This window comes from Shewanella sp. AC91-MNA-CIBAN-0169, assembly GCF_040310165.1.
Classification (GTDB): domain Bacteria; phylum Pseudomonadota; class Gammaproteobacteria; order Enterobacterales; family Shewanellaceae; genus Shewanella.
This window is the reverse complement of record NZ_JBEOPM010000011.1, coordinates 37,911-56,560: the sequence shown is the minus strand read 5'-3', so window position 1 is coordinate 56,560 and position 18,650 is coordinate 37,911. Positions and strand designations below refer to the sequence as shown.

Annotated in this window: 20 protein-coding genes; 14 read left to right on the top strand and 6 right to left on the bottom strand. The window is 40.1% G+C overall.

All coding sequences use genetic code 11. The annotated features are described in order from the left end of the window. Positions 1-62: 62 nt before the first annotated feature. The gene (locus AAEY98_RS11170; protein ID WP_392341409.1) at positions 63-395 is read left to right on the top strand and encodes a hypothetical protein; all 333 of its coding nucleotides are present in this window, start codon (positions 63-65) and stop codon (positions 393-395) included. Positions 396-492: 97 nt separating this feature from the next. Next, on the top strand, positions 493-1,713 hold the full coding sequence (locus tag AAEY98_RS11165; RefSeq protein WP_351016935.1) for a tetratricopeptide repeat protein: 1,221 nt from the start codon (positions 493-495) through the stop codon (positions 1,711-1,713). Between the two features lie 5 nt (positions 1,714-1,718). Here the strand turns inward: AAEY98_RS11165 and AAEY98_RS11160 are convergent, their stop codons facing one another. Beyond that, positions 1,719-2,561 (bottom strand): substrate-binding periplasmic protein, encoded by an 843-nt coding sequence (locus AAEY98_RS11160; RefSeq protein WP_351016932.1) that lies wholly within the window; start codon positions 2,559-2,561, stop codon positions 1,719-1,721. Between the two features lie 428 nt (positions 2,562-2,989). Here AAEY98_RS11160 and aroG point away from each other — a divergent pair, with 428 nt between their 5' ends. Then, positions 2,990-4,045: a 3-deoxy-7-phosphoheptulonate synthase AroG gene (gene aroG / locus AAEY98_RS11155; protein WP_101085310.1), complete on the top strand. Its 1,056-nt coding sequence runs from the start codon at positions 2,990-2,992 to the stop codon at positions 4,043-4,045. 44 nt (positions 4,046-4,089) lie between these two features. On the opposite strand, the gene AAEY98_RS11150 is transcribed toward aroG, so the two are convergent. Then, entirely contained in the window at positions 4,090-4,266 is a 177-nt protein-coding gene (locus AAEY98_RS11150; RefSeq protein ID WP_011636116.1) for a hypothetical protein, read from the bottom strand. Between the two features lie 351 nt (positions 4,267-4,617). On the opposite strand from AAEY98_RS11150, the gene AAEY98_RS11145 reads away from it, so the two are divergent. Together AAEY98_RS11145 and AAEY98_RS11140 are read left to right on the top strand one after the other, a co-directional pair. Next, positions 4,618-6,411, top strand: a complete 1,794-nt coding sequence (locus tag AAEY98_RS11145) for an ABCB family ABC transporter ATP-binding protein/permease (RefSeq protein WP_350979028.1) — start codon at positions 4,618-4,620, stop codon at positions 6,409-6,411. Positions 6,412-6,694: 283 nt separating this feature from the next. Then, a complete protein-coding gene (locus AAEY98_RS11140; RefSeq protein WP_101085312.1) occupies positions 6,695-6,943 on the top strand; it encodes a hypothetical protein in 249 nt (82 codons plus the stop codon). Between the two features lie 205 nt (positions 6,944-7,148). On the opposite strand, the gene AAEY98_RS11135 is transcribed toward AAEY98_RS11140, so the two are convergent. Further along, complete coding sequence (locus AAEY98_RS11135) at positions 7,149-7,343, bottom strand: hypothetical protein (protein ID WP_443024119.1); 195 nt, start codon at positions 7,341-7,343, stop codon at positions 7,149-7,151. A gap of 168 nt (positions 7,344-7,511) precedes the next feature. After that, positions 7,512-8,999, bottom strand: coding sequence for an FMN-binding glutamate synthase family protein (locus tag AAEY98_RS11130; RefSeq protein WP_162023831.1), 1,488 nt, complete (start codon positions 8,997-8,999; stop codon positions 7,512-7,514). Positions 9,000-9,205: 206 nt separating this feature from the next. On the opposite strand from AAEY98_RS11130, the gene AAEY98_RS11125 reads away from it, so the two are divergent. The 6 genes from AAEY98_RS11125 to AAEY98_RS11100 all read left to right on the top strand — a co-directional run bounded on the left by AAEY98_RS11125 (position 9,206) and on the right by AAEY98_RS11100 (position 16,145). Next, positions 9,206-9,823 (top strand): DUF5610 domain-containing protein, encoded by a 618-nt coding sequence (locus tag AAEY98_RS11125; protein ID WP_162023830.1) that lies wholly within the window; start codon positions 9,206-9,208, stop codon positions 9,821-9,823. Between the two features lie 142 nt (positions 9,824-9,965). After that, positions 9,966-10,715: a ferredoxin--NADP reductase gene (locus AAEY98_RS11120; RefSeq protein ID WP_162023829.1), complete on the top strand. Its 750-nt coding sequence runs from the start codon at positions 9,966-9,968 to the stop codon at positions 10,713-10,715. 215 nt (positions 10,716-10,930) lie between these two features. After that, positions 10,931-11,938, top strand: coding sequence for a Fe(3+) ABC transporter substrate-binding protein (locus AAEY98_RS11115; protein ID WP_162023827.1), 1,008 nt, complete (start codon positions 10,931-10,933; stop codon positions 11,936-11,938). 126 nt (positions 11,939-12,064) lie between these two features. Beyond that, the gene (locus AAEY98_RS11110) at positions 12,065-13,696 is read left to right on the top strand and encodes an ABC transporter permease (RefSeq protein ID WP_182743214.1); all 1,632 of its coding nucleotides are present in this window, start codon (positions 12,065-12,067) and stop codon (positions 13,694-13,696) included. Positions 13,697-13,698: 2 nt separating this feature from the next. After that, entirely contained in the window at positions 13,699-14,730 is a 1,032-nt protein-coding gene (locus AAEY98_RS11105; RefSeq protein ID WP_351016927.1) for an ABC transporter ATP-binding protein, read from the top strand. Positions 14,731-15,206: 476 nt separating this feature from the next. Next, positions 15,207-16,145 (top strand): Dyp-type peroxidase, encoded by a 939-nt coding sequence (locus AAEY98_RS11100; protein WP_351016924.1) that lies wholly within the window; start codon positions 15,207-15,209, stop codon positions 16,143-16,145. A 62-nt stretch (positions 16,146-16,207) separates the two neighbouring features. Here the strand turns inward: AAEY98_RS11100 and argR are convergent, their stop codons facing one another. Continuing rightward, a complete protein-coding gene (gene argR, locus AAEY98_RS11095) occupies positions 16,208-16,678 on the bottom strand; it encodes a transcriptional regulator ArgR (RefSeq protein ID WP_011636127.1) in 471 nt (156 codons plus the stop codon). A 166-nt stretch (positions 16,679-16,844) separates the two neighbouring features. Continuing rightward, positions 16,845-17,270, bottom strand: coding sequence for an META domain-containing protein (locus AAEY98_RS11090; protein ID WP_101085319.1), 426 nt, complete (start codon positions 17,268-17,270; stop codon positions 16,845-16,847). 122 nt (positions 17,271-17,392) lie between these two features. Here AAEY98_RS11090 and AAEY98_RS11085 point away from each other — a divergent pair, with 122 nt between their 5' ends. Genes AAEY98_RS11085 through AAEY98_RS11075 form a run of 3 tightly spaced genes read left to right on the top strand, consistent with a single transcriptional unit; the run spans position 17,393 to position 18,568 of the window. Continuing rightward, positions 17,393-17,611: a hypothetical protein gene (locus AAEY98_RS11085; protein WP_101085320.1), complete on the top strand. Its 219-nt coding sequence runs from the start codon at positions 17,393-17,395 to the stop codon at positions 17,609-17,611. 3 nt (positions 17,612-17,614) lie between these two features. After that, positions 17,615-18,163: a GNAT family N-acetyltransferase gene (locus AAEY98_RS11080; RefSeq protein ID WP_101085321.1), complete on the top strand. Its 549-nt coding sequence runs from the start codon at positions 17,615-17,617 to the stop codon at positions 18,161-18,163. Positions 18,164-18,211: 48 nt separating this feature from the next. After that, positions 18,212-18,568: a hypothetical protein gene (locus AAEY98_RS11075; RefSeq protein WP_123777952.1), complete on the top strand. Its 357-nt coding sequence runs from the start codon at positions 18,212-18,214 to the stop codon at positions 18,566-18,568. Positions 18,569-18,650 lie beyond the last annotated feature (82 nt).

Below are 18,650 nucleotides of genomic sequence, written 5' to 3'. Positions count from 1 at the left end.
ATAAAGGGCCATGTGCCAGCTTAACGTATACACTATTAGATGATGAAATCTGTGATGAGGTGATGATGAAACCAATACTGATAAATTTATTAATGGGATCTTTGTTATTAAGCGCAGCAAGCTATGCTGGCACCGTTGTGGTGCGCCAGTCATCAACGCCTTTTGATGCTTTTGCTGTTCGCGACAGTGTATTACAACAGCACGAATGGCAAGAGTTGTTAAGACAGCAACAGCAGATAATGATTTTGCAATCACTGCCTATTGGTTGTTTAGCCGTGACGTCACCATTTCATTATTTTAGCTGTGGCAATCAATTTTATCGTCCCTACGAATATCAAGACACACAACTTTTTATCCAAATAGATCCTCCTGTTAGTGTAAATCCTCCTCAGTAGCGAATAAGCCATTACAAACTTGTAGTGGTTGTTTTGGCCTAATGGGCATCTATTGACTATGCTTTTAGATAGCGTATTCCTATCTGAGGGCTGAATAATGTTTACTCATCACCCAAAAAAGACAGAGGTTAATTCCTTTGCCAAGGATGACCACTTACGACTTCAATGGACCCATCTACTGCTTGTTGTTTTACTTTTCAGCATGAGCGCTTGTCAATCAACTCAGCCCCAAAACAAAGCAATCAAGATTACTGACCTATTTCATGATGAAATGTTCATGCCTGTTGAGACTGTGGCTATTGATGATATTTATCGTTTACCTGATAAGTTTGTCGCACAATTTAGGCGACAGTTTCAAGCTGATAGTACTCTTCGCAGTCAAAATATTCTGGCTAATGAATGGTTGGCTCAATATATAGGCGCACAAGATGGTGGTTTTGAGTACCGTGATAATGTTACCCGCTCAGCCAGTGAAACGGTGCTTAATCGTCATGGTAATTGTATGTCTTTGGTTGTGTTATCGGCGGCGTTGGCTGATGCGTTAAATGTGCCCGTGGAGTTTAATGACATAGATGTAGAACCCGTATGGGATAGGCGAGGTGGTTTTTATTTAGTTAATGGTCACGTTAATTTACGTTTGTTACCTCCAAGGGCTAATAACACTGTGTTATTTAGAGGTACTGATGTTCTAGTGGACTTTTTGCCTGAACGCTCTGTGCGTGCTTATCATAAAAAAACAGTTAATAAGCGCCAGCTAACCGCGATGTTTTATAATAATATTGCAGCAGAAGCGTTAATTAAAACTGATTTTGATGCGGCTTATGCACTGATTAAAAAAAGCATTCAATTGGATCCGCAATATGTGGCGGCCATCAATACTCTAGCGGTTATTTATCGACATAAGGGCTACGAAGTTGAGGCTGAATATGCATATCGTTTAGCGTTACAAATTGACTCGCAAGATTTAACCACATTATACAATTTGGCGTTGATTTTAGGTGAACAAGGGCGTTTAGATGAATGGGCGCAAATACATAAAGTGCTTGAACTCGCGAGAATAAATAATCCGTTTTACTATTTTGACATGGCTCAACAAGCGTATTTTGATAAGCAATATCAAGATGCACTCATATGGTATAAACGAGCAGTTGATAAAGCGGATTATCGTCATGAATTTTATTTTGGGTTGTCTAGGGCTTATTGGGCAACAGGTGAAGAGCGTCTGGCTGAGAAAAACCTTAAACGTGCGTTAGCCTTAAGTGATAGCAATAATAAGCAACGTTACCAAATTAAGCTGCAAGCGTTGAAACAAAATTAGTACCTTTAAGGTATTTGATACTGCGGTTGATAATTGTTTTGTTCAGCTAGATCGAGTATCTCTTGGTAGCGATATGACTGTTTAAGTGTAGTAATGGCACTATCTACTCGGTTAGTCGTTTTTTGATCATAACAGGCAATTTTACGTTGAGCAGGGTCAAAGAGTGCCACTTCTGTTACTGGTATGCTGGTATCGAGTTTTGATTTGAGTAAATGACGATAATATTCAAATATTCGTCTTTCTAAAACAATGACCTCCACATATCCATTAAATAACATCACCACTTGGCTTTTCTGATTGGTGATTTCACTGTAGTTAGGGTTGGCATTCGCGATGTCTTTAAACTTATCACCTAAGTATTGTTTTGAATTTTGGAATCCTAAAATAGACAATGCACCAAGATCGTTAATTTGTTCAATCTTAAGGTTATTTCTAGATAAGTAAAACACGCTATTTTGATATTCAAGCAAGCTCTGTGTATAAAACAGTCCTGCCACGTTATCGGGTGCATTGATCATGCAGTCTATTTTATTGGTTTTGACTAGGCGCTGCGCACGCAAATTAGGCGCATGCACAATCTCTTTTATGTCTATATTTTCACTGTCCAGAGCAGCCTTCAGAAGGTCATACTGCACACCAGTGTTTTCATCGGTAAAGAAGTAGGGTGCAATACTGTTACTGGTAGAGAAACTGATGCTATTAATGATCGGAATCAACGTTGTATGGTAATTTTGCGAGTGGAGTTCGACTAATTCGTGCGTATCATCGATGGGATCTACTGACGTGGCAATCGCAGGAATGCAAAGAGTTAACAATGAACCTAATAAAAAAATATTAAAATATTTCAATCTGTTATCCTCCTCTGGATAGCTTGCCAAGTATTAAGTTGCTCATCTTCCTTGTGTTGAATTAATGATGTTAATCATTAAAGTAAAGCATATTAATATCATCAGAGTGTCTTTTTTATGAGACAGTTTATGTTAGTGATATTTGGTGCTAAAAAATCAATGTATAAGTGTATTTCATACTCGGTTTACGGGGTAGCCAAGTGAGCTCAGTTGCTATTGCTTCCTATTACGTATTCCCAATCACATACTGATAGTCACTACTATCGGCACTGATGAATAATACTTGATTGATTTGTCGATAGATACTGGTTAAATTGATGATTCATGTTCATTTTTTCGATGGTTTTTTATCATTTTTAATGAATCGTATCAGCTGATTTATTTATTGAATCAGACTCATAAGACGTTTTGCCGGAGTTGTAACCACTATGCATTATCAAAATGACGATATTCGTATCGATGAAATAAAAGAATTGCTTCCACCCATTGCGATTCTAGAACGATTTCCGGCAACCGAACATGCATCATCAACTGTTTTCAATGCGCGTAACAGTATTCATCAAATTCTAGCCCGTAAAGATGATCGCTTATTAGTGGTGATTGGCCCTTGTTCAATTCATGATCCTGTTGCCGCCTTAGAGTATGGTCAACGCTTAGTTAAATTGCGGGAACAGTATAAAAATCAGCTTGAAATTGTCATGCGAGTGTATTTTGAAAAGCCGAGAACGACAGTAGGTTGGAAAGGGTTAATTAATGATCCGTATATGGATAACAGTTTTCAATTAAATGATGGTTTACGGACCGCTCGTAAATTACTCGTTGATTTAAATGACTCTGGTATACCAACAGCAGGTGAGTTTTTAGATATGATCACGCCTCAATATGTTGCTGACATGATGTGTTGGGGCGCTATTGGTGCACGTACTACCGAATCTCAAGTACACCGTGAACTATCATCGGGGCTATCTTGTCCAGTAGGATTTAAAAATGGTACCGATGGAACCATTAAAGTGGCTATTGATGCCATTGGAGCTGCGAGTGCTCCACATCATTTCTTGTCGGTCACTAAGTTTGGTCATTCAGCCATAGTGTCAACCAAAGGGAATCCAGATTGTCATATTATTTTACGTGGAGGTCGGGCGCCTAATTATAGTGCCGAACACGTGTCCGACATTGCCAAGCAGCTGGCTAAATCTGGTTTGACAGATAATATTATGATCGATTTTAGCCATGCTAATAGTAGTAAAGATTACAAGAAGCAGATGATGGTTGCCGATGATGTTGCAGGGCAAATATCTCAAGGTAATCATGCTATTTTTGGTGTGATGGTTGAAAGTCATTTAGTTGAAGGACGCCAAGACCTTATTGAAGGTAGTGCATTGTGTTATGGACAGAGCGTAACAGATGCTTGTATCGGCTGGGATGATACAGAGTCACTTTTAGCAACACTCAATAAGAGTGTACTTGACCGTCGTAAAGCTTGATATTTGATTAGTTACACCTAAAAAAATAAGGCGCACAATGCGCCTTATTTTTTTATATGTTGTACTAAGTATTCATTGGCCTTAGCTAAACTGCCAAACGCTGAAATAAGATTATCACGCCCTTTATCTTGCAGTTCAGGGTTACCTGATTCAATCATCATCCATACCCATGTTTGTATTAGTTGTAATGGTGGGTATTGAATTTTCGAGCTATCCAACATAAAGCATCCTTTAAACTAGTAAATCGTTGTTTGTTTATTATCAAACAGGCGTTTATCTGTGCTTGAAGAGTAACAAATTCTGCCAACAGAAATAACTCTATTTAGCTTAAAAAAGCATAAAATGACTAAAAAAATTTAAAAAGTAGTATTTTAGTCTGTGTAATTTTATTCATTGATAGTTCTAAAGTACTATTTGCCTGGCGCTCAAATAGCCCTTTTATGATAAACATGAGTGTGGACTTAATCCATAGTAATGTGACCGATGTCTGATTAGAAAATGACATATAATAAGACAATCAATATTAGGTCGTGGCGAACTGCCTATAGCAGTGGTAATTAATTGGAGCATAAATGAGACCTTCTGCGTATTTCGAAGGCCCGGTAGGGAAGTTAAATTGGCATGTTTTAAGATTATTATGGCCATATTTATTAGAATTTAAAGCACGAGTGTTGTTAGCAATGATTTGCTTAATCGTTGCTAAAATTGCGAGTGTTGCACTGCCATTTATTCTGAAAGAATTAGTCGATACACTTGATAAGCAATCTTCAGCCCAGCTCATCGCCGTTCCTGTTGGATTGGTGCTAGCTTACGGCATGGTGCGTTTGCTGAATGTTATAATTGGCGAGATACGAGATACGTTATTTGGCCGTGTTACCGAACGCGCTATTCGCCGCCTTGGAAGAGCCGTTTTTGAACATTTACATCGGCTCGATCTTGATTTTCATTTAGATCGCCGTACTGGCGGCCTGTCTCGTGATATTGAACGCGGCACAAGTGGCGTCAGTTTTTTAATGCGCTTTATGGTATTTAATATTGTGCCAACCCTGCTTGAGATTGCCTTAGTGATCGGTATTTTCTTTTATAACTATGGCGCCAGTTTTGCACTGATCACTTTATTTTCTGTGGTGGCCTATATTGGTTATTCAATTGTGGCGACAGAGTGGCGCACGGGTTATGTGCGCGATGCTGCGAGAGCTGACTCGCTGGCTAATACGCGTTCAATCGATAGCTTGTTAAATTATGAAACTGTAAAATATTTTAACAATGAAGAATTTGAGTCACAACGGTATGATTCCGCACTTGAACAATGGGAAGTTGCAAAGCGAAAAAACCGTTTATCATTGTTTGCTCTTAACGGTGGACAAGCATTAATTATTGCTGTTGCGATGACGGCTATGATGGCGCTGGCGGCTTATGAAGTGAGCCAAGGCTCGATGACAATTGGTGACTTTGTTCTCATTAATGCTTTTATGATGCAGCTGTTCATTCCATTAAATTTTTTAGGCTTTGTTTACCGTGAGATCCGTGGAGCATTAGCCAATATTGAGCGTATGTTTGATATTTTAGACAAACAACCACAAGTGTTAGACCGCGTCGATGCTATTGAAGCCAGTCCAACTGTCGGGGCAATAAAGTTTACTGATGTGAGCTTTCATTACGACCAACGCGCTATTTTAAACAGCGTTAGTTTTGATGTGCCAGCAGGGAAAAAAATTGCCGTAGTGGGCGACAGTGGCGCAGGTAAGTCAACTATCATTAAACTGTTATTCCGCTTTTATGATGTTGACCGTGGGTCTATCACTATTGATGGTATTGATGTGCGTCAACTTAGCCAACAGGCCTTACGAAGAGCCATCGCAGTGGTACCGCAAGATACTGTGTTATTTAATGATTCTATTTATGAAAATATTAGGTATGGCCGCTCAAATGCTACCCATGATGAGATTCTCGCGGCGATTAAATTGGCTCATTTGAGTGACTTTATTGAATCATTGCCGGATAAAGGTAATACCAAGGTCGGTGAGCGAGGATTAAAGCTCTCCGGCGGCGAAAAGCAACGCGTTGCTATTGCACGCGCGGTGTTGAAAGGAGCGCCTATTTTAGTGTTCGATGAAGCCACATCTTCATTAGACTCACGCTCAGAGCAAGCCATTTTGAGCGCCTTGCGAGATGCAGCCAAAGGCCATACAAGTTTAGTCGTCGCCCATCGTTTATCGACCATTATTGATGCTGACCAAATCGTTGTATTGAGTAAAGGTAAGATTGTTGAACATGGAACTCATACCAGTTTGTTAGCTCAACAAGGGCTTTATGCTCGGCTTTGGCATATTCAACATGAACAAAAAGATCTGCCAAATGATTAAGGGTTGGTCAATGGATATCGCGCTATGATGTTGTCGGGTAAAATACTGTCGTTGCCACAAATAAAAATCTCTCTATAGCGTAAACACTCAGTATCTGACTACTTTAACAGCGCTGAGTGGTGTTTAAATCGTCTGGATATATTTAACGCGAATGAATCTTTTGACGACAGTGATCAACGCAGTTAATCTATAGCCTAACTTGTGGGTTATTTATTCCAGATAACTTTATTTTTCAATCAATTGGATTTTATCAAAGGTGCGAATTCGTGTATGGAGGTGACTTGTGCATAATATTGCGTTAATTGCGGCGCTAGAAGGCACCCGACATCAAGTGACAACCGATTGGTTTGCTATTATGGCAATGCTTAAAACGCGTAACATGTCTGATGATGCTATTAAAATAGTTTATAACGACTTATGTGCCGGTTTGAGAGTAACGACTCGAGGACTCACTTTAGCTAAAGCAATGAACAAAGACCTTGATAAAAACATTATTAAACAAAGTGATGATCCGCAGGACATGCTTTCTTAGTTTACATCGCGTTAATCAACTTATGTTGGTTCATTGATTTGCACATTATGCAGATAAAGTGATATCAACGGATGTATTTTGACATGTTCAAATGACTTTAGTCGCTAGTATTTGGCTGGTTTACGGTATCAAATACTTGGAAGAAGATAGGAATTATAGTGAGTTGATTCAATGGTGACGAGTGCTGCTACTAATGATCAAAAGCTTACTTTTTCTGCCAACCAATACAGACCATTTTTATGAGTGCAGCTGGAGAAGGATCTAAAGTTAAGCGTTTGATTTTTCCTTGTTCAAAACACACAAATTCACCTTCGATTTCTGTCATCCGATTACAGTTTCTGCAGCTTAAACTTAAGCTTTTGACATTTAGATCTGCTGCATTCGTTTTTATGTTCAACACGAAATCCCCTGAATTGATGCCTCTTTAAAATCACATTAAGACTACTTACTGTGATCGATATCAAAATATATTGTACACCTATTCTTAAATTCGGCAAAGTAATCCGCTGAGTGCACCCCAGTAATCCGCTCAGCGCATCCCAGTTATTCACTGGGGTTGAGGTTTAATTTATTGCATATGTCGGTAATGTTTATCGAGAGTGACCGCTACACCCGTTGATTGCACTATTCGGGCATGATGACGGGTTAAGTATCTTGGGTCGGTTACACCACATGAATGTGCGATCATGGTTAAATCGTAATGTAAGAAATGATTGTAGTTTGCGACGCGTGCAGATTTATCTTTTGGATCCAAGCCTTTTTGCAATCGTATATTGTGAGTGGTTATACCGGTTGGGCAGGTGTCTCGGTTGCACTGTAACGATTGAATGCAGCCCAAGGCAAACATATTTCCGCGAGCTGAAGCAATAAAGTCGGCGCCGGTGGCTAATGCCCATGCCACGTATGACGGCATGATCATTTTACCGGTCGCAATCACTTTAATACGTTGTTTAAAGCCGCGTTCATTAAGTAAATCAACCAGTAACGGTAAACTTTGGCGCAATGGTAAGCCGACATTATCCATTAAGGCTTGTGGTGCCGCGCCCGTACCACCATCGGAACTGTCTAAGGTAAAAAAGTCTGGCGCATATTCAATACCACGACGTTCAATTTCATCTAGAAATTCAGTAACCCATGACATGTCACCTAATACCGCTTTAATACCGGTTGGTTTACCGCTGATATCTCTTACTTGATTGATCATATCGACAATGTCAGCAACATTATGTAATTCAATGTGGCCATTGGGGCTTATGGAGTCTTGTCCTGCTGGGATACCGCGAATAGCTGCGATTTCTTCGGTGACTTTTATCGCCGGTAAAATACCACCTTTGCCAGGCTTAGCACCTTGGCTTAATTTAATTTCAAACATTTTTACTTCAGGATGAGCGGCAATATCGGTCAGTTTTTGTGGGTCTAAATGACCATGCTCGTTACGCACACCATATTTAGCGGTACCTATCTGAAACACTAAATCACAATGTCCTTTTAGATGATAAGGACTTAACCCACCTTCGCCAGTATTGAGCCAACAGCCTGCTTTTGCTGCACCATGGGATAGTGCTGTAATGGCTGGGCGAGACAAGGCACCAAAGCTCATGGCCGAGATATGGCAAATTTTATCGGTTGTGTAAGGGTGTTTACATTCAGGACCAATGATTACCGCGATGGTTTGGTGAGTGTCATGATCACTGACAGGGAATGCTGAGTTCATGAACATTACCGCACCCGGTTTATCCAGAACTTGTGTCGACCCAAACGCAATTGTCCTGTCAACATTTTTAGCTGCGCGATATACCCAACTACGTTCGGCTCGATTAAACGGCAGTTCTTCGCGATCTTGAGAAAAAAAGTATTGTCTAAAAAACTCACCTTGTTTTTCAAATATATATCGAAATCGACCGATAACAGGGTAGTTGTGTCGAATGGCTTGTTTGGTTTGCAATTTATCAGCGATAAACATGTAAATTACAGCGATCAGTAATAACCAAAATAACACTAAGAAAAGACCAGAAAAAATATCTATTCCCCACATGAACCAATGTTGTTGCGGCATGTTGTTATTCCTATTTGGCTATCAATCTGATTACCATATTAGCAGATGTTCATTTGGGCAAGTTAAATTGATGATGTTAATCAACAGGCTATTCTTTAGTCAAATTGATATAAATAAATTTCTCTTAATTGTTTTAATTTATGACTTTAGAAATGAGTTTTTTGGTCGATAATTAAGCTATCGGTCATTGTATGCGAGCTAATATCATGGAAATTAAACAATCAAATAGCAGTAATGCCAGTCCACTGCGTGACAATAAAACAGTTAATACATCGCAAACTTCATCAAGCCACCAAGCTGAGAAAAATTCCCCGGTTGAGCCTAAGTTAACCAGCAATCAGCTAAGTCGACAAATGATGAATAATTCGATTTTAGCGGCGCAAGAAGAAGTCAGTATTGCTGCGGGTGATAAGTCTATGGCATTACTTTACCGTGCCGCGATTGAAGCCATTAATGAAGAGCTTGCGCCAACACTGGGGGAGAACTCAGTTCAAAAGAGTATTGAAAGTGGAGTGGATTACTCTCCTGAAGCGACAGCCGATCGTATTGTCAGCTTTGCGACAAATTTCTTCTCGGTACATCAACAACAAAATAAATCCATGGGGTTTGATGAGCAAGTTAGCAGTTTTATGGTGAAAATTGGTGATGCTATTGATCAAGGTTTTAAAGAGGCTAGCGATATCTTATCTGGGCTCAAGGTATTAGAAGGCGATATTGCAGCAGGAGTCGATCAAACCTATGAGCTCATACAGCAAAAACTTGCTCAGTTTCAACAAGACCGCCTAGATGCCCATTCAGCTAAGCAAGATTCATCAACTACGTAAACTTAGCTCTGTTCTTTTAAGTGAGTTAATCGCGTGTGATTATTCACTATAGATATAAATCGGGGAGGCTTTTAATTAAGCAAATATCTGTATAGATTGGTATTATAATAAATACATACGCCAGTCTAAAAGGAACAAAGTCATGTGGATTACCGGTACCGTGCTAAAACGCATTGATTGGAATGATAAATTATTCTCGTTGCGTATCAAAGCCGATGTCGAACCTTTTATCGCAGGTCAGTTTATTAAGCTCAGCCAAATGCGTGATGATAAACGTGTAGCGCGTGCGTATTCGCTTGTAAATCCCCCCGGGACTGATTATGTCGAGGTGCTGGCTGTTGCGGTAGAGGATGGTCAGTTATCTCCAGATCTAAAAGCATTAAGCCCAGGTGATACCATTCAAATCACGCCCAAAGCGACCGGTTTTATGACCTTAGATGAGGTGCCTAAAGGGGCATTGCAAGGTAAACACCTATGGCTGTTATCAACAGGCACTGCAGTGGGGCCTTTTATCTCTATGCTTGCAACCGATGAGCCTTGGCAACGCTTTGAAAAAGTCGTGCTAGTTTATGGTGTAAGACTTGGTGAAGATTTAGCTTATTTAGAAACGATTAAACAGTTTATTAGTCAATATCCTCAACAGTTTGTGTTTATTCCCATTGTGACCCGTGAAGATTATCCCGAAGGCTTATCATGTCGTATTCCTGATGGCATTAGCAGCGGATTAATTGAACAGAAAGCAGGCTTAGGGATTAATGCGGAACATTCTCAAGTGATGATTTGTGGTAACCCAGGAATGATAAATGATGCGCAAACCGCTTTAGTTGAAAAAGGCTTAGTAAAAAATCTTCGACGAGCGCCTGGACAAATTACGGTCGAAAAATACTGGTAGTGTTTTGGTCAATCATAATTCCATGATAGTGGCTTAAGCTTGCCATATTGGCTTACAGCATAACAATTTGATGTTTTAGCCTTGGCGTTTTAACCGCTGAATGTGAAACAGCACTTGCTCCTTTTGATATGATCACTTACCCTGTTGCAATTGATAACCATTATCAATTGCGCCGGTGGCGGCGGAATATTGATTCAGTTAAGGAGCGTTGATTAATGAAATTGCTAAAAAGTGTCGCATTATTAGGCTTGGCTTGTGTTGCTTCTTCTGTGAGTGCTGCAGATGCATTAACGGTTTATTCTTATCGCCAAGCTTTCCTGATTGAACCTATTCTAGAAAAGTTTACCGAGCAAAGTGGTGTCGACGTAAAGGTTGTTTTTGCTAAAGATGGCATTGCAGAACGTATGGTGCGTGAAGGTCGCCTATCTCCCGCTGACGTGGTGTTAACATCTGACTTCTCTCGCTTAATGGAATTAGTGGAAAAAGATCTTGTTTCTCCCGTCGACAGTGCGGTGATTAATAGCAATATTCCCCCTCAATATCGGTCACAACAGAACAATTGGTATGCGCTGACGATGCGTGTTCGTAATCTGTATTCTTCCAAAGAGCGTAGCGGTAAAATTGACATCGATTACGAAGACTTAGCTTCAGCAGAATACAAAGGTAAAATTTGTACCCGCAGCGGTAAACACCCTTATAACGTCGCATTAGTGGCGTCGATGATTGCCCATGACGGTGAAGCAAAAACGAAAACCTGGTTAGAAGGGGTAAAAGCTAATTTAGCTCGTAAGCCTCAAGGCAATGATCGTGATCAAGTATTAGCAGTTAAAGAAGGCATGTGTGACATTGCTATCGGTAACAGCTACTACTACGGCAACATGCTGATGGATAAAAATCAGAAAAGCTGGGCTGAAGCGGTTGAAATTAACTTTCCTAATCAACAGAACCGTGGTGCTCATGTAAACGTATCAGGTATGGCATTAGCCAAACATTCACCGCATAAAGATAATGCGATTAAGCTAATGGAATTTCTTACTTCAAACGTTGCACAGAAAATGTATGCTGAAGTTAATATGGAATATCCGGTAAAGGCTGATGTCGAACCGTCTGAATTAGTGGCGTCATGGGGTGATTTTAAAGCCGATAGTTTGCCTATCTATAAGTTGGCTGAATACCATCAAGACGCTGTAAAACTGCTTGATGAAGTGAAATTTGATCTTTAATTGAAGCTTGTTTAAACATTATCAGCGCATTATCGATATGATTGATAGATTGATAGATTGATAGATTGATAGATTGATAGATTGATAGATTTATTGATGGTGCGCTAAGTTAACTCGGTATTATTTATGATTTTAGGTTTAACCAGAAGCTGGTCGCTTGCTGGTTATTTTATTACGGCAATATTAATCTTGCCACTGATTGCCTTAATTGTGCAGTCCACTCTTCCTGATCAAGCTGTATTTAGCCATTTATTCAATACAGTGCTACCGACATACATAGTCAATAGTTTATTGCTTATGTTGTTGGTTGGACTCGGAACCCTACTTTTAGCGATTCCAGCTGCTTGGTTAATTGCCCGTTGTGACTTTCCCTTTCGCCGTTACTTTCAATGGCTACTCCTTCTCCCGTTAGCGATGCCAGCCTACATTGTGGCTTATGTTTATACCGACATGCTTGATTATGCAGGTCCGGTGCAACGTGTATTGAGGGCTTGGTTTGACTGGCAATCTCCCCACGACTATTACTTTCCCGCGATACGCAGTCTTGGCGGAGCAGCGATAATATTATCGTTAGTATTGTTTCCTTATATTTATTTATTAGCGCGTACTGCGTTTATGGAGCAGTCTTCCAGTTTGTTATATGCATCGCGTGTCATGGGATGTAGTCCGTGGCGCAGTTTTTGGCGTCTTGCGCTGCCAATGGCAAGACCCGCTTTGGCTGTCGGCGTTGCACTTGTGGCAATGGAAACCGCAGCAGACTTTGCCACCGTGAGTTATTTTGCTGTACCGACATTAACCACAGCAGTTTACGACACGTGGCTCGGCTATGGCAGTTTAACCGCGGCAGCAAAGCTGTCAGCTATTATGCTGTTAGTGGTATTTTCTATGATTGGGGTTGAGCGTTTTGCCCGTCGGAAACAACAATTATTTCAAAAACAATCTTCCCTTAATGAAGCTGACAGATATGTGTTGTCACCAAAAATGGCTTGGGTCGCATTAGGCTATTGCGCTGTTTTGTTATTTACAGCCTTTTTATTACCTTTCATTGTGTTGTGTGGATATGCTATCGATTATTTCAATGAAAGTTGGGATGTTCGATTTTGGCAGTATAGCCTAAACAGTTTATATATTGCCGCTATTGTCAGTGGTGTGTGCGTAGTCCTATCATTGATATTAATGTTTGTACGCCGTGTGAGTCCGCGACAAAGTGATCAGCTACCCGCGAGATTGAGCAGTACTGGTTATGCTTTACCGGGAACGGTGTTGGCGATTGGTGTATTAGTACCTCTGACGTTTATCGACTTTGCGATTAACGATATTTACGATTGGTTTGGCGCCCAAGGCCCAGGTTTATTACTGACTGGCAGCGTGTTTGCACTGATTTTTGCTTTTTGTGTTCGTTTTATTGCTATATCCATCGGCAGTTTAGAAAACAGTTATAAGCGTATTTCCCCTTCTTTAGACATGGCGTGTATTACCTTAGGACGAACGCCTACTCAGCTACTATGGCGAGTACATTTGCCTTTATTACGCAAAGGGATTTTTGCCGGTGCTTTGTTAGTGTTTATTGAAAGCATGAAAGAATTACCCGCAGCGTTATTATTGCGTCCTATAGGATTTGAAAACTTGGCGACTTATGTTTTCCAATTTGTCTCAGATGAAAAACTAGAACATGGCGCATTGGCCGCTATTGTGATTGTGTTAGTTGGGCTTGTACCCTTGATTTATCTTAATCGCTCTTTGGAGCAACAAGGCTAATTATGTCAACCTTAACCATTGAAAATGTTTGCAGCGATTATCACGGTCAAGTGGTGTTGCGCCATTTAGATCTTACTTTGACGCAAGGTGAAATTGTCGCATTATTAGGCCCCAGTGGCTGCGGCAAGACAACACTGCTGCGCGCGATTGCGGGCTTACAAGCCATTAGCCAAGGTTGCATCAGCATCAATGGGCAAACGCTGAGTGGTGATGGTGTGTTTGTTGCGAGCGAGCAACGTGGTGTGGGAATGATTTTTCAAGACTATGCCTTATTTCCGCACTTAACCGTGGCAGACAATATCTTATTTGGGGTTAACGAACTCAATCGTACTGCGCGGTTAGCTCGATTGGAAGAAATGCTCGAGTTGGTTAAATTAACCGGGTTGGCATCGCGTTACCCGCATGAATTATCAGGCGGTCAACAGCAACGAGTGTCGATTGCACGTGCATTAGCATATCAACCAGAATTATTATTGCTAGATGAACCTTTTTCCAATATCGATGCGCAAGTTCGTAACGATATGATGTTAGAAATTCGCGCCATATTGAAACAACGTAATGTCAGTGCCGTGTTTGTGACTCACAGTAAAGATGAAGCATTTGTGTTTGCAGATAAACTGGCTTTATTTAAGGATGGCGCCATTATTCAGCATGGTAAAGCCGAAACCTTATACAGTGCACCAACTGATCGCTACGTTGCCGACTTTTTAGGCGCAGGTAATTATTTACCTGTTACGGTCACCTCCAGCCATCAAGTGCACTATTCTTTGGGCGATCTTAGCAGCACAGAAGCATTGTCTTTACCTGTTGGCAGCCAAGGGCAATTATTATTGAGACCACAGCAAATTGAATTACATCCTCGTATCAATGGCCGAGGATGCATTGTCGAAAGGCATTTCCTTGGTACGGTATGTCATTATCAGGTCCAAATTGGCGATGATATTTTGGACGTCAGTAGCCAATCAACGACGTTAATGCCCGGTCAACGAGTGGACATAAATATTACAGCGCATCCACTGGTGATTTTTAATTAACTATCAATGCTGTAATTTTAATTGTCCAGCCTGTAGTGAACCTTAGTTCGGGGAAAGTGGTTATCAAATTACCCTTTGTTTGCTAAAAGTGTTGCTAACAGTACGTTATTAACTTGTAATAACGCTGCTTTAAACACCCCAGCAATAAGATACTTACCTCATGCTTGCAAAATAATGGCTAATTTTACGATGACATAGGCTAAATATCTGATTTAGGGCTTACTTTTTGGCCCTTAACTCTAGTGAGTTCGTTAACAATTGTAATGAATGATCAAGCTGTTATCTGCACGAATATGAATACAATATGTATTACAAACGGGCTAAATGTGAGTACACTTCAAGTAATTTAAATTTGATTAAGTTAATCTAATGATTAGCTTAACTGGTAAGAGATGTTAATCGCCGTCGAATAACATCAAAACGTTAAATTATCACAGTTTAGGCCGACATTTAGTATTAAGATGGATGAAGTTAATATGGGTAACCAAGTTATGCCTCGTGAACAGTTAGGAATTTGCGCAGAAGGGAATTTACACAGTGTGTACTTGATGTTTAATGCCAACGATGGTGTTGAAGATCAGTTACGCCCATCTATTGCTAATGTAGCGCAGTATATTTATGAACTCACGGATCAATATGCCGACAGTGCTTTTAATGGCTTTGTGGGTATTGGGGCTAATTTTTGGGATACCTTTTATCCAGAATCTCGCCCTGCATTATTAAAACCTTTTCCGGCCATGAGTGAAGGTAACCGTGATGCACCTGCAATGGAATATGATCTGTTTATTCATATCCGTTGTGATCGCTATGATATTTTGCATCTTGTCGCCAATGAAATTAACCAAATGTTTGAAGATTTGGTCGAGTTAGTCGATGAGGAACGTGGCTTTCGCTTTATGGACAGTCGTGACTTAACTGGTTTTGTTGATGGTACTGAAAACCCTAAAGGACGCCATCGTCAACAAGTTGCACTTGTCGGTGATGAAGATCAAGAATTTGTCTCTGGTAGTTATGTTCATGTCCAAAAATACATGCATAACTTAAGTAAGTGGCATCGTTTACCGCTTAAAAAACAAGAAGATATTTTTGGTCGTACCAAAGTTGATGATATTGAGTATGAATCAGAAGATAAGCCATTAACCAGCCACACAAAACGAGTTAACTTAAAAGATCCACACGGTAACGCATTAGAAATTTTACGTCAAAGTATGCCATATGGTTCGATTAGACAACAAGGATTGATGTTTATTTCAGTATGTCGTACACCGGATCACTTCGAACAAATGCTCCGCAGTATGGTGCACGGTGATGGTCACGGGAATCATGATCATTTGATGTTGTTTACTAAAGCGCTGACTGGATCGTCTTTCTTTGTGCCATCATTGGATTTTTTAACTCAATTTGATGATGCGTAAACGCCAGTTTTAGGTAATAAAAAAGCAATGCCATGGCATTGCTTTTTTATTGAAATGGTTTTTTATTCACTATAGTTGAATAAAGATCTAACCGTTTCTAATGTCTCATCAATGGTTTTAATACTTGCTGGACAGATGAAAATAGTATCATCACCGGCAATAGTACCTAATATCCCTTCTGGTTTGCCTATTGAATCGAGCAAACGGGCGATTAATTGCGCAGCACCAGGGCTAGTTCTTACCACGATCATGGCTTGGTTATGATCGACATCCAATACCAAATTTTTAACTGGGCTACCAGCAGTAGGTACGCCTAGCTCGGCAGGGAGGCAATACACCATCTCTTGCTTAGCGTTGCGAGTGCGTACAGCACCAAATTTGCTGAGCATACGTGATACTTTAGATTGATTAATATTACCGAATCCTTCGGCTTGAAGCGCATTAACAATCTCGCTTTGGCTTCCAAAACGTTCTTCTTTGAGAATCGCTTTAAAAGTGCGTACGAGCTCATCCTGATTTCTTGTCGCTGGCATAGTGATAATTCATCTTATAGTTGTTATTCAAAAATCTAGCACATTTTGAATAGATTGACTTATTAAGTCAAGAAAGAATCAGATTTATTGAATAAAAATTCATTTTCTAATGGAACTTTAAACTGACACTAATAACTAATCCGGCGACTCATTTAAACCATAGGCTTTAGGATAAGGGTAACGATTGTTTTGTCAGTACCAATAGCGTATCACCATTTATAGACAATAGATTGAGTTTTCCTTTAGAGAAATCAACTTGTTCTACCAATGAAATCGCTTGCATCAGTTCAGCTTCTTGGGTGATTAAACTATCGATACAGGCTTTCATAGTCGAACCTGATGGTGCAAGTTGTAGCAAGTGACCTTGTTGGGCGTAACGACCAAAAAATTGATTACAGCTATTATTACCTGTCAGTTCACCGTTTGGAGCAAAAACTAAATTTGCTGGGCTATTATTAATGGTAGGAGTGTCGAGGACGACTTCTACATGCCAAGTACCAATTAATTGTTCATTTGAGACAATTTGAGTGTGGCTTTGACAAGCACTAAGGCCTAAAAATATAACAGTGGCGCCGAGAATATGCTTTATCATGTTAAGAGATTTCCATATACCAAAAAATTGCCGTTATTCTACTACTTGAGTGTGAATAAGAGCGTAAATAATTGTAATGTTTTGGATTAATGAACATTATTTAACGTATTAAAGAGTCGCAAATGATCAAATTAGTTAAAGTGTTACATTTCGTCGGTTTAATCATGTTGTTGGTGGGTGTCGGCTTATATTGGCAAAGTGATATCGGTCAACAAGTCAGTGGGATGTTGGTCATTGCTTCACTCATTGGCGTGGGAACACTAATTATGTCTCCGCTGCCCGTTGCGCTAGTGATAGAATGGGCTAAGAAACAATCTCCCAATTCAGGGTCAAAGGAATAATCATTGTCATTTATTATCCGTAAGGCGTTATTAACCGATGTTGCTGCTATTGTGCAGTTAGAACGAGCCCATGTTGATGATGAGTTGGTAGGTTCAAATAGCCAACTTCATGCTCATTCATTTACTAAAGCAGAGGTGAGCCAGTTGATAAATCAACATTGGTTTATCGTAGCTGAAGAGCAAGGGGTGATCATTGGATATGTGATGGCGGCAAAATGGTCATTTTTTTCCTCGCAACCATTGTACCGACATATTATTCAAAAACTTAAGTTTGCCGATTTAAATGGACAAGCTTTATCGACGACTAACACGTGCCAATATGGACCCGTTTGGATACAAGAATCAAAACGCGGCCAGGGAGTTTTTTCGGCGCTGGTTACCGAATTAAAAAAACAAGTGGCAGATACCTTTCCATTTATGGTGACGTATGTTGCCGCTGACAATGCGCGTTCGTTGGCAGCACATCAACAAAAAGCCGCAATGACAGAGATTGATCAATTTCGTTTTGAACAACGTGATTATTGTTTACTGGCCACAGCTAATATTACGTGATCGTTATACTAAGGGGTGTTGATAAAGTGGTTATTTATGAGGAATATTATGAGTACTAACTTTGAAGCACTCTTTTCACCCTATTTGGATTTAAGATTATCTGCATTTGACAATATGAAGCTAATAGCCGCGGTGTTGACTGATGCGACAGAGTTGTATGAGTGTGTTGAAGCCGATTTACAAAATCCAGATGATCCGCAATTGCAGCAATCGGGGTATTTTGTGCGCTGGCAAGACATGTGGCTATTTTGTGGCGTAACCAATAATTATCAAGCAGCGATTACGCTATTTACCGATGTCGAGCGGATTAACTTAGCGTCTATCAGTGTCAAAGTAGTGCCCGTAATGACAATGCAACAAGTGTCGTTTATGTGTATTGAAAGTTCACATTTCGATCATTGTTAACGAGTTCGATCACCTTGTACTTATGCTGACTTAGTTTGATTACGCTTAAGTCTATTTGGGCTAAATTTATTGGTGTGCAATA

Excerpts from the sequence above, each read along its gene's own strand:
- AAEY98_RS11130 (WP_162023831.1), bottom strand. The coding sequence starts at position 8,999 with ATGCCGCAACAACATTGGTTCATGTGGGGAATAGATATTTTTTCTGGT.
- AAEY98_RS11145 (WP_350979028.1), top strand. The coding sequence starts at position 4,618 with ATGAGACCTTCTGCGTATTTCGAAGGCCCGGTAGGGAAGTTAAATTGG.
- AAEY98_RS11150 (WP_011636116.1), bottom strand. The coding sequence starts at position 4,266 with ATGTTGGATAGCTCGAAAATTCAATACCCACCATTACAACTAATACAA.
- AAEY98_RS11085 (WP_101085320.1), top strand. The coding sequence starts at position 17,393 with ATGATCAAATTAGTTAAAGTGTTACATTTCGTCGGTTTAATCATGTTG.
- AAEY98_RS11090 (WP_101085319.1), bottom strand. The coding sequence starts at position 17,270 with ATGATAAAGCATATTCTCGGCGCCACTGTTATATTTTTAGGCCTTAGT.
- AAEY98_RS11110 (WP_182743214.1), top strand. The coding sequence starts at position 12,065 with ATGATTTTAGGTTTAACCAGAAGCTGGTCGCTTGCTGGTTATTTTATT.
- AAEY98_RS11075 (WP_123777952.1), top strand. The coding sequence starts at position 18,212 with ATGAGTACTAACTTTGAAGCACTCTTTTCACCCTATTTGGATTTAAGA.
- AAEY98_RS11105 (WP_351016927.1), top strand. The coding sequence starts at position 13,699 with ATGTCAACCTTAACCATTGAAAATGTTTGCAGCGATTATCACGGTCAA.
- AAEY98_RS11120 (WP_162023829.1), top strand. The coding sequence starts at position 9,966 with ATGTGGATTACCGGTACCGTGCTAAAACGCATTGATTGGAATGATAAA.
- AAEY98_RS11165 (WP_351016935.1), top strand. The coding sequence starts at position 493 with ATGTTTACTCATCACCCAAAAAAGACAGAGGTTAATTCCTTTGCCAAG.
- AAEY98_RS11170 (WP_392341409.1), top strand. The coding sequence starts at position 63 with ATGATGAAACCAATACTGATAAATTTATTAATGGGATCTTTGTTATTA.
- argR (WP_011636127.1), bottom strand. The coding sequence starts at position 16,678 with ATGCCAGCGACAAGAAATCAGGATGAGCTCGTACGCACTTTTAAAGCG.
- AAEY98_RS11125 (WP_162023830.1), top strand. The coding sequence starts at position 9,206 with ATGGAAATTAAACAATCAAATAGCAGTAATGCCAGTCCACTGCGTGAC.
- AAEY98_RS11115 (WP_162023827.1), top strand. The coding sequence starts at position 10,931 with ATGAAATTGCTAAAAAGTGTCGCATTATTAGGCTTGGCTTGTGTTGCT.
- AAEY98_RS11100 (WP_351016924.1), top strand. The coding sequence starts at position 15,207 with ATGGGTAACCAAGTTATGCCTCGTGAACAGTTAGGAATTTGCGCAGAA.
- aroG (WP_101085310.1), top strand. The coding sequence starts at position 2,990 with ATGCATTATCAAAATGACGATATTCGTATCGATGAAATAAAAGAATTG.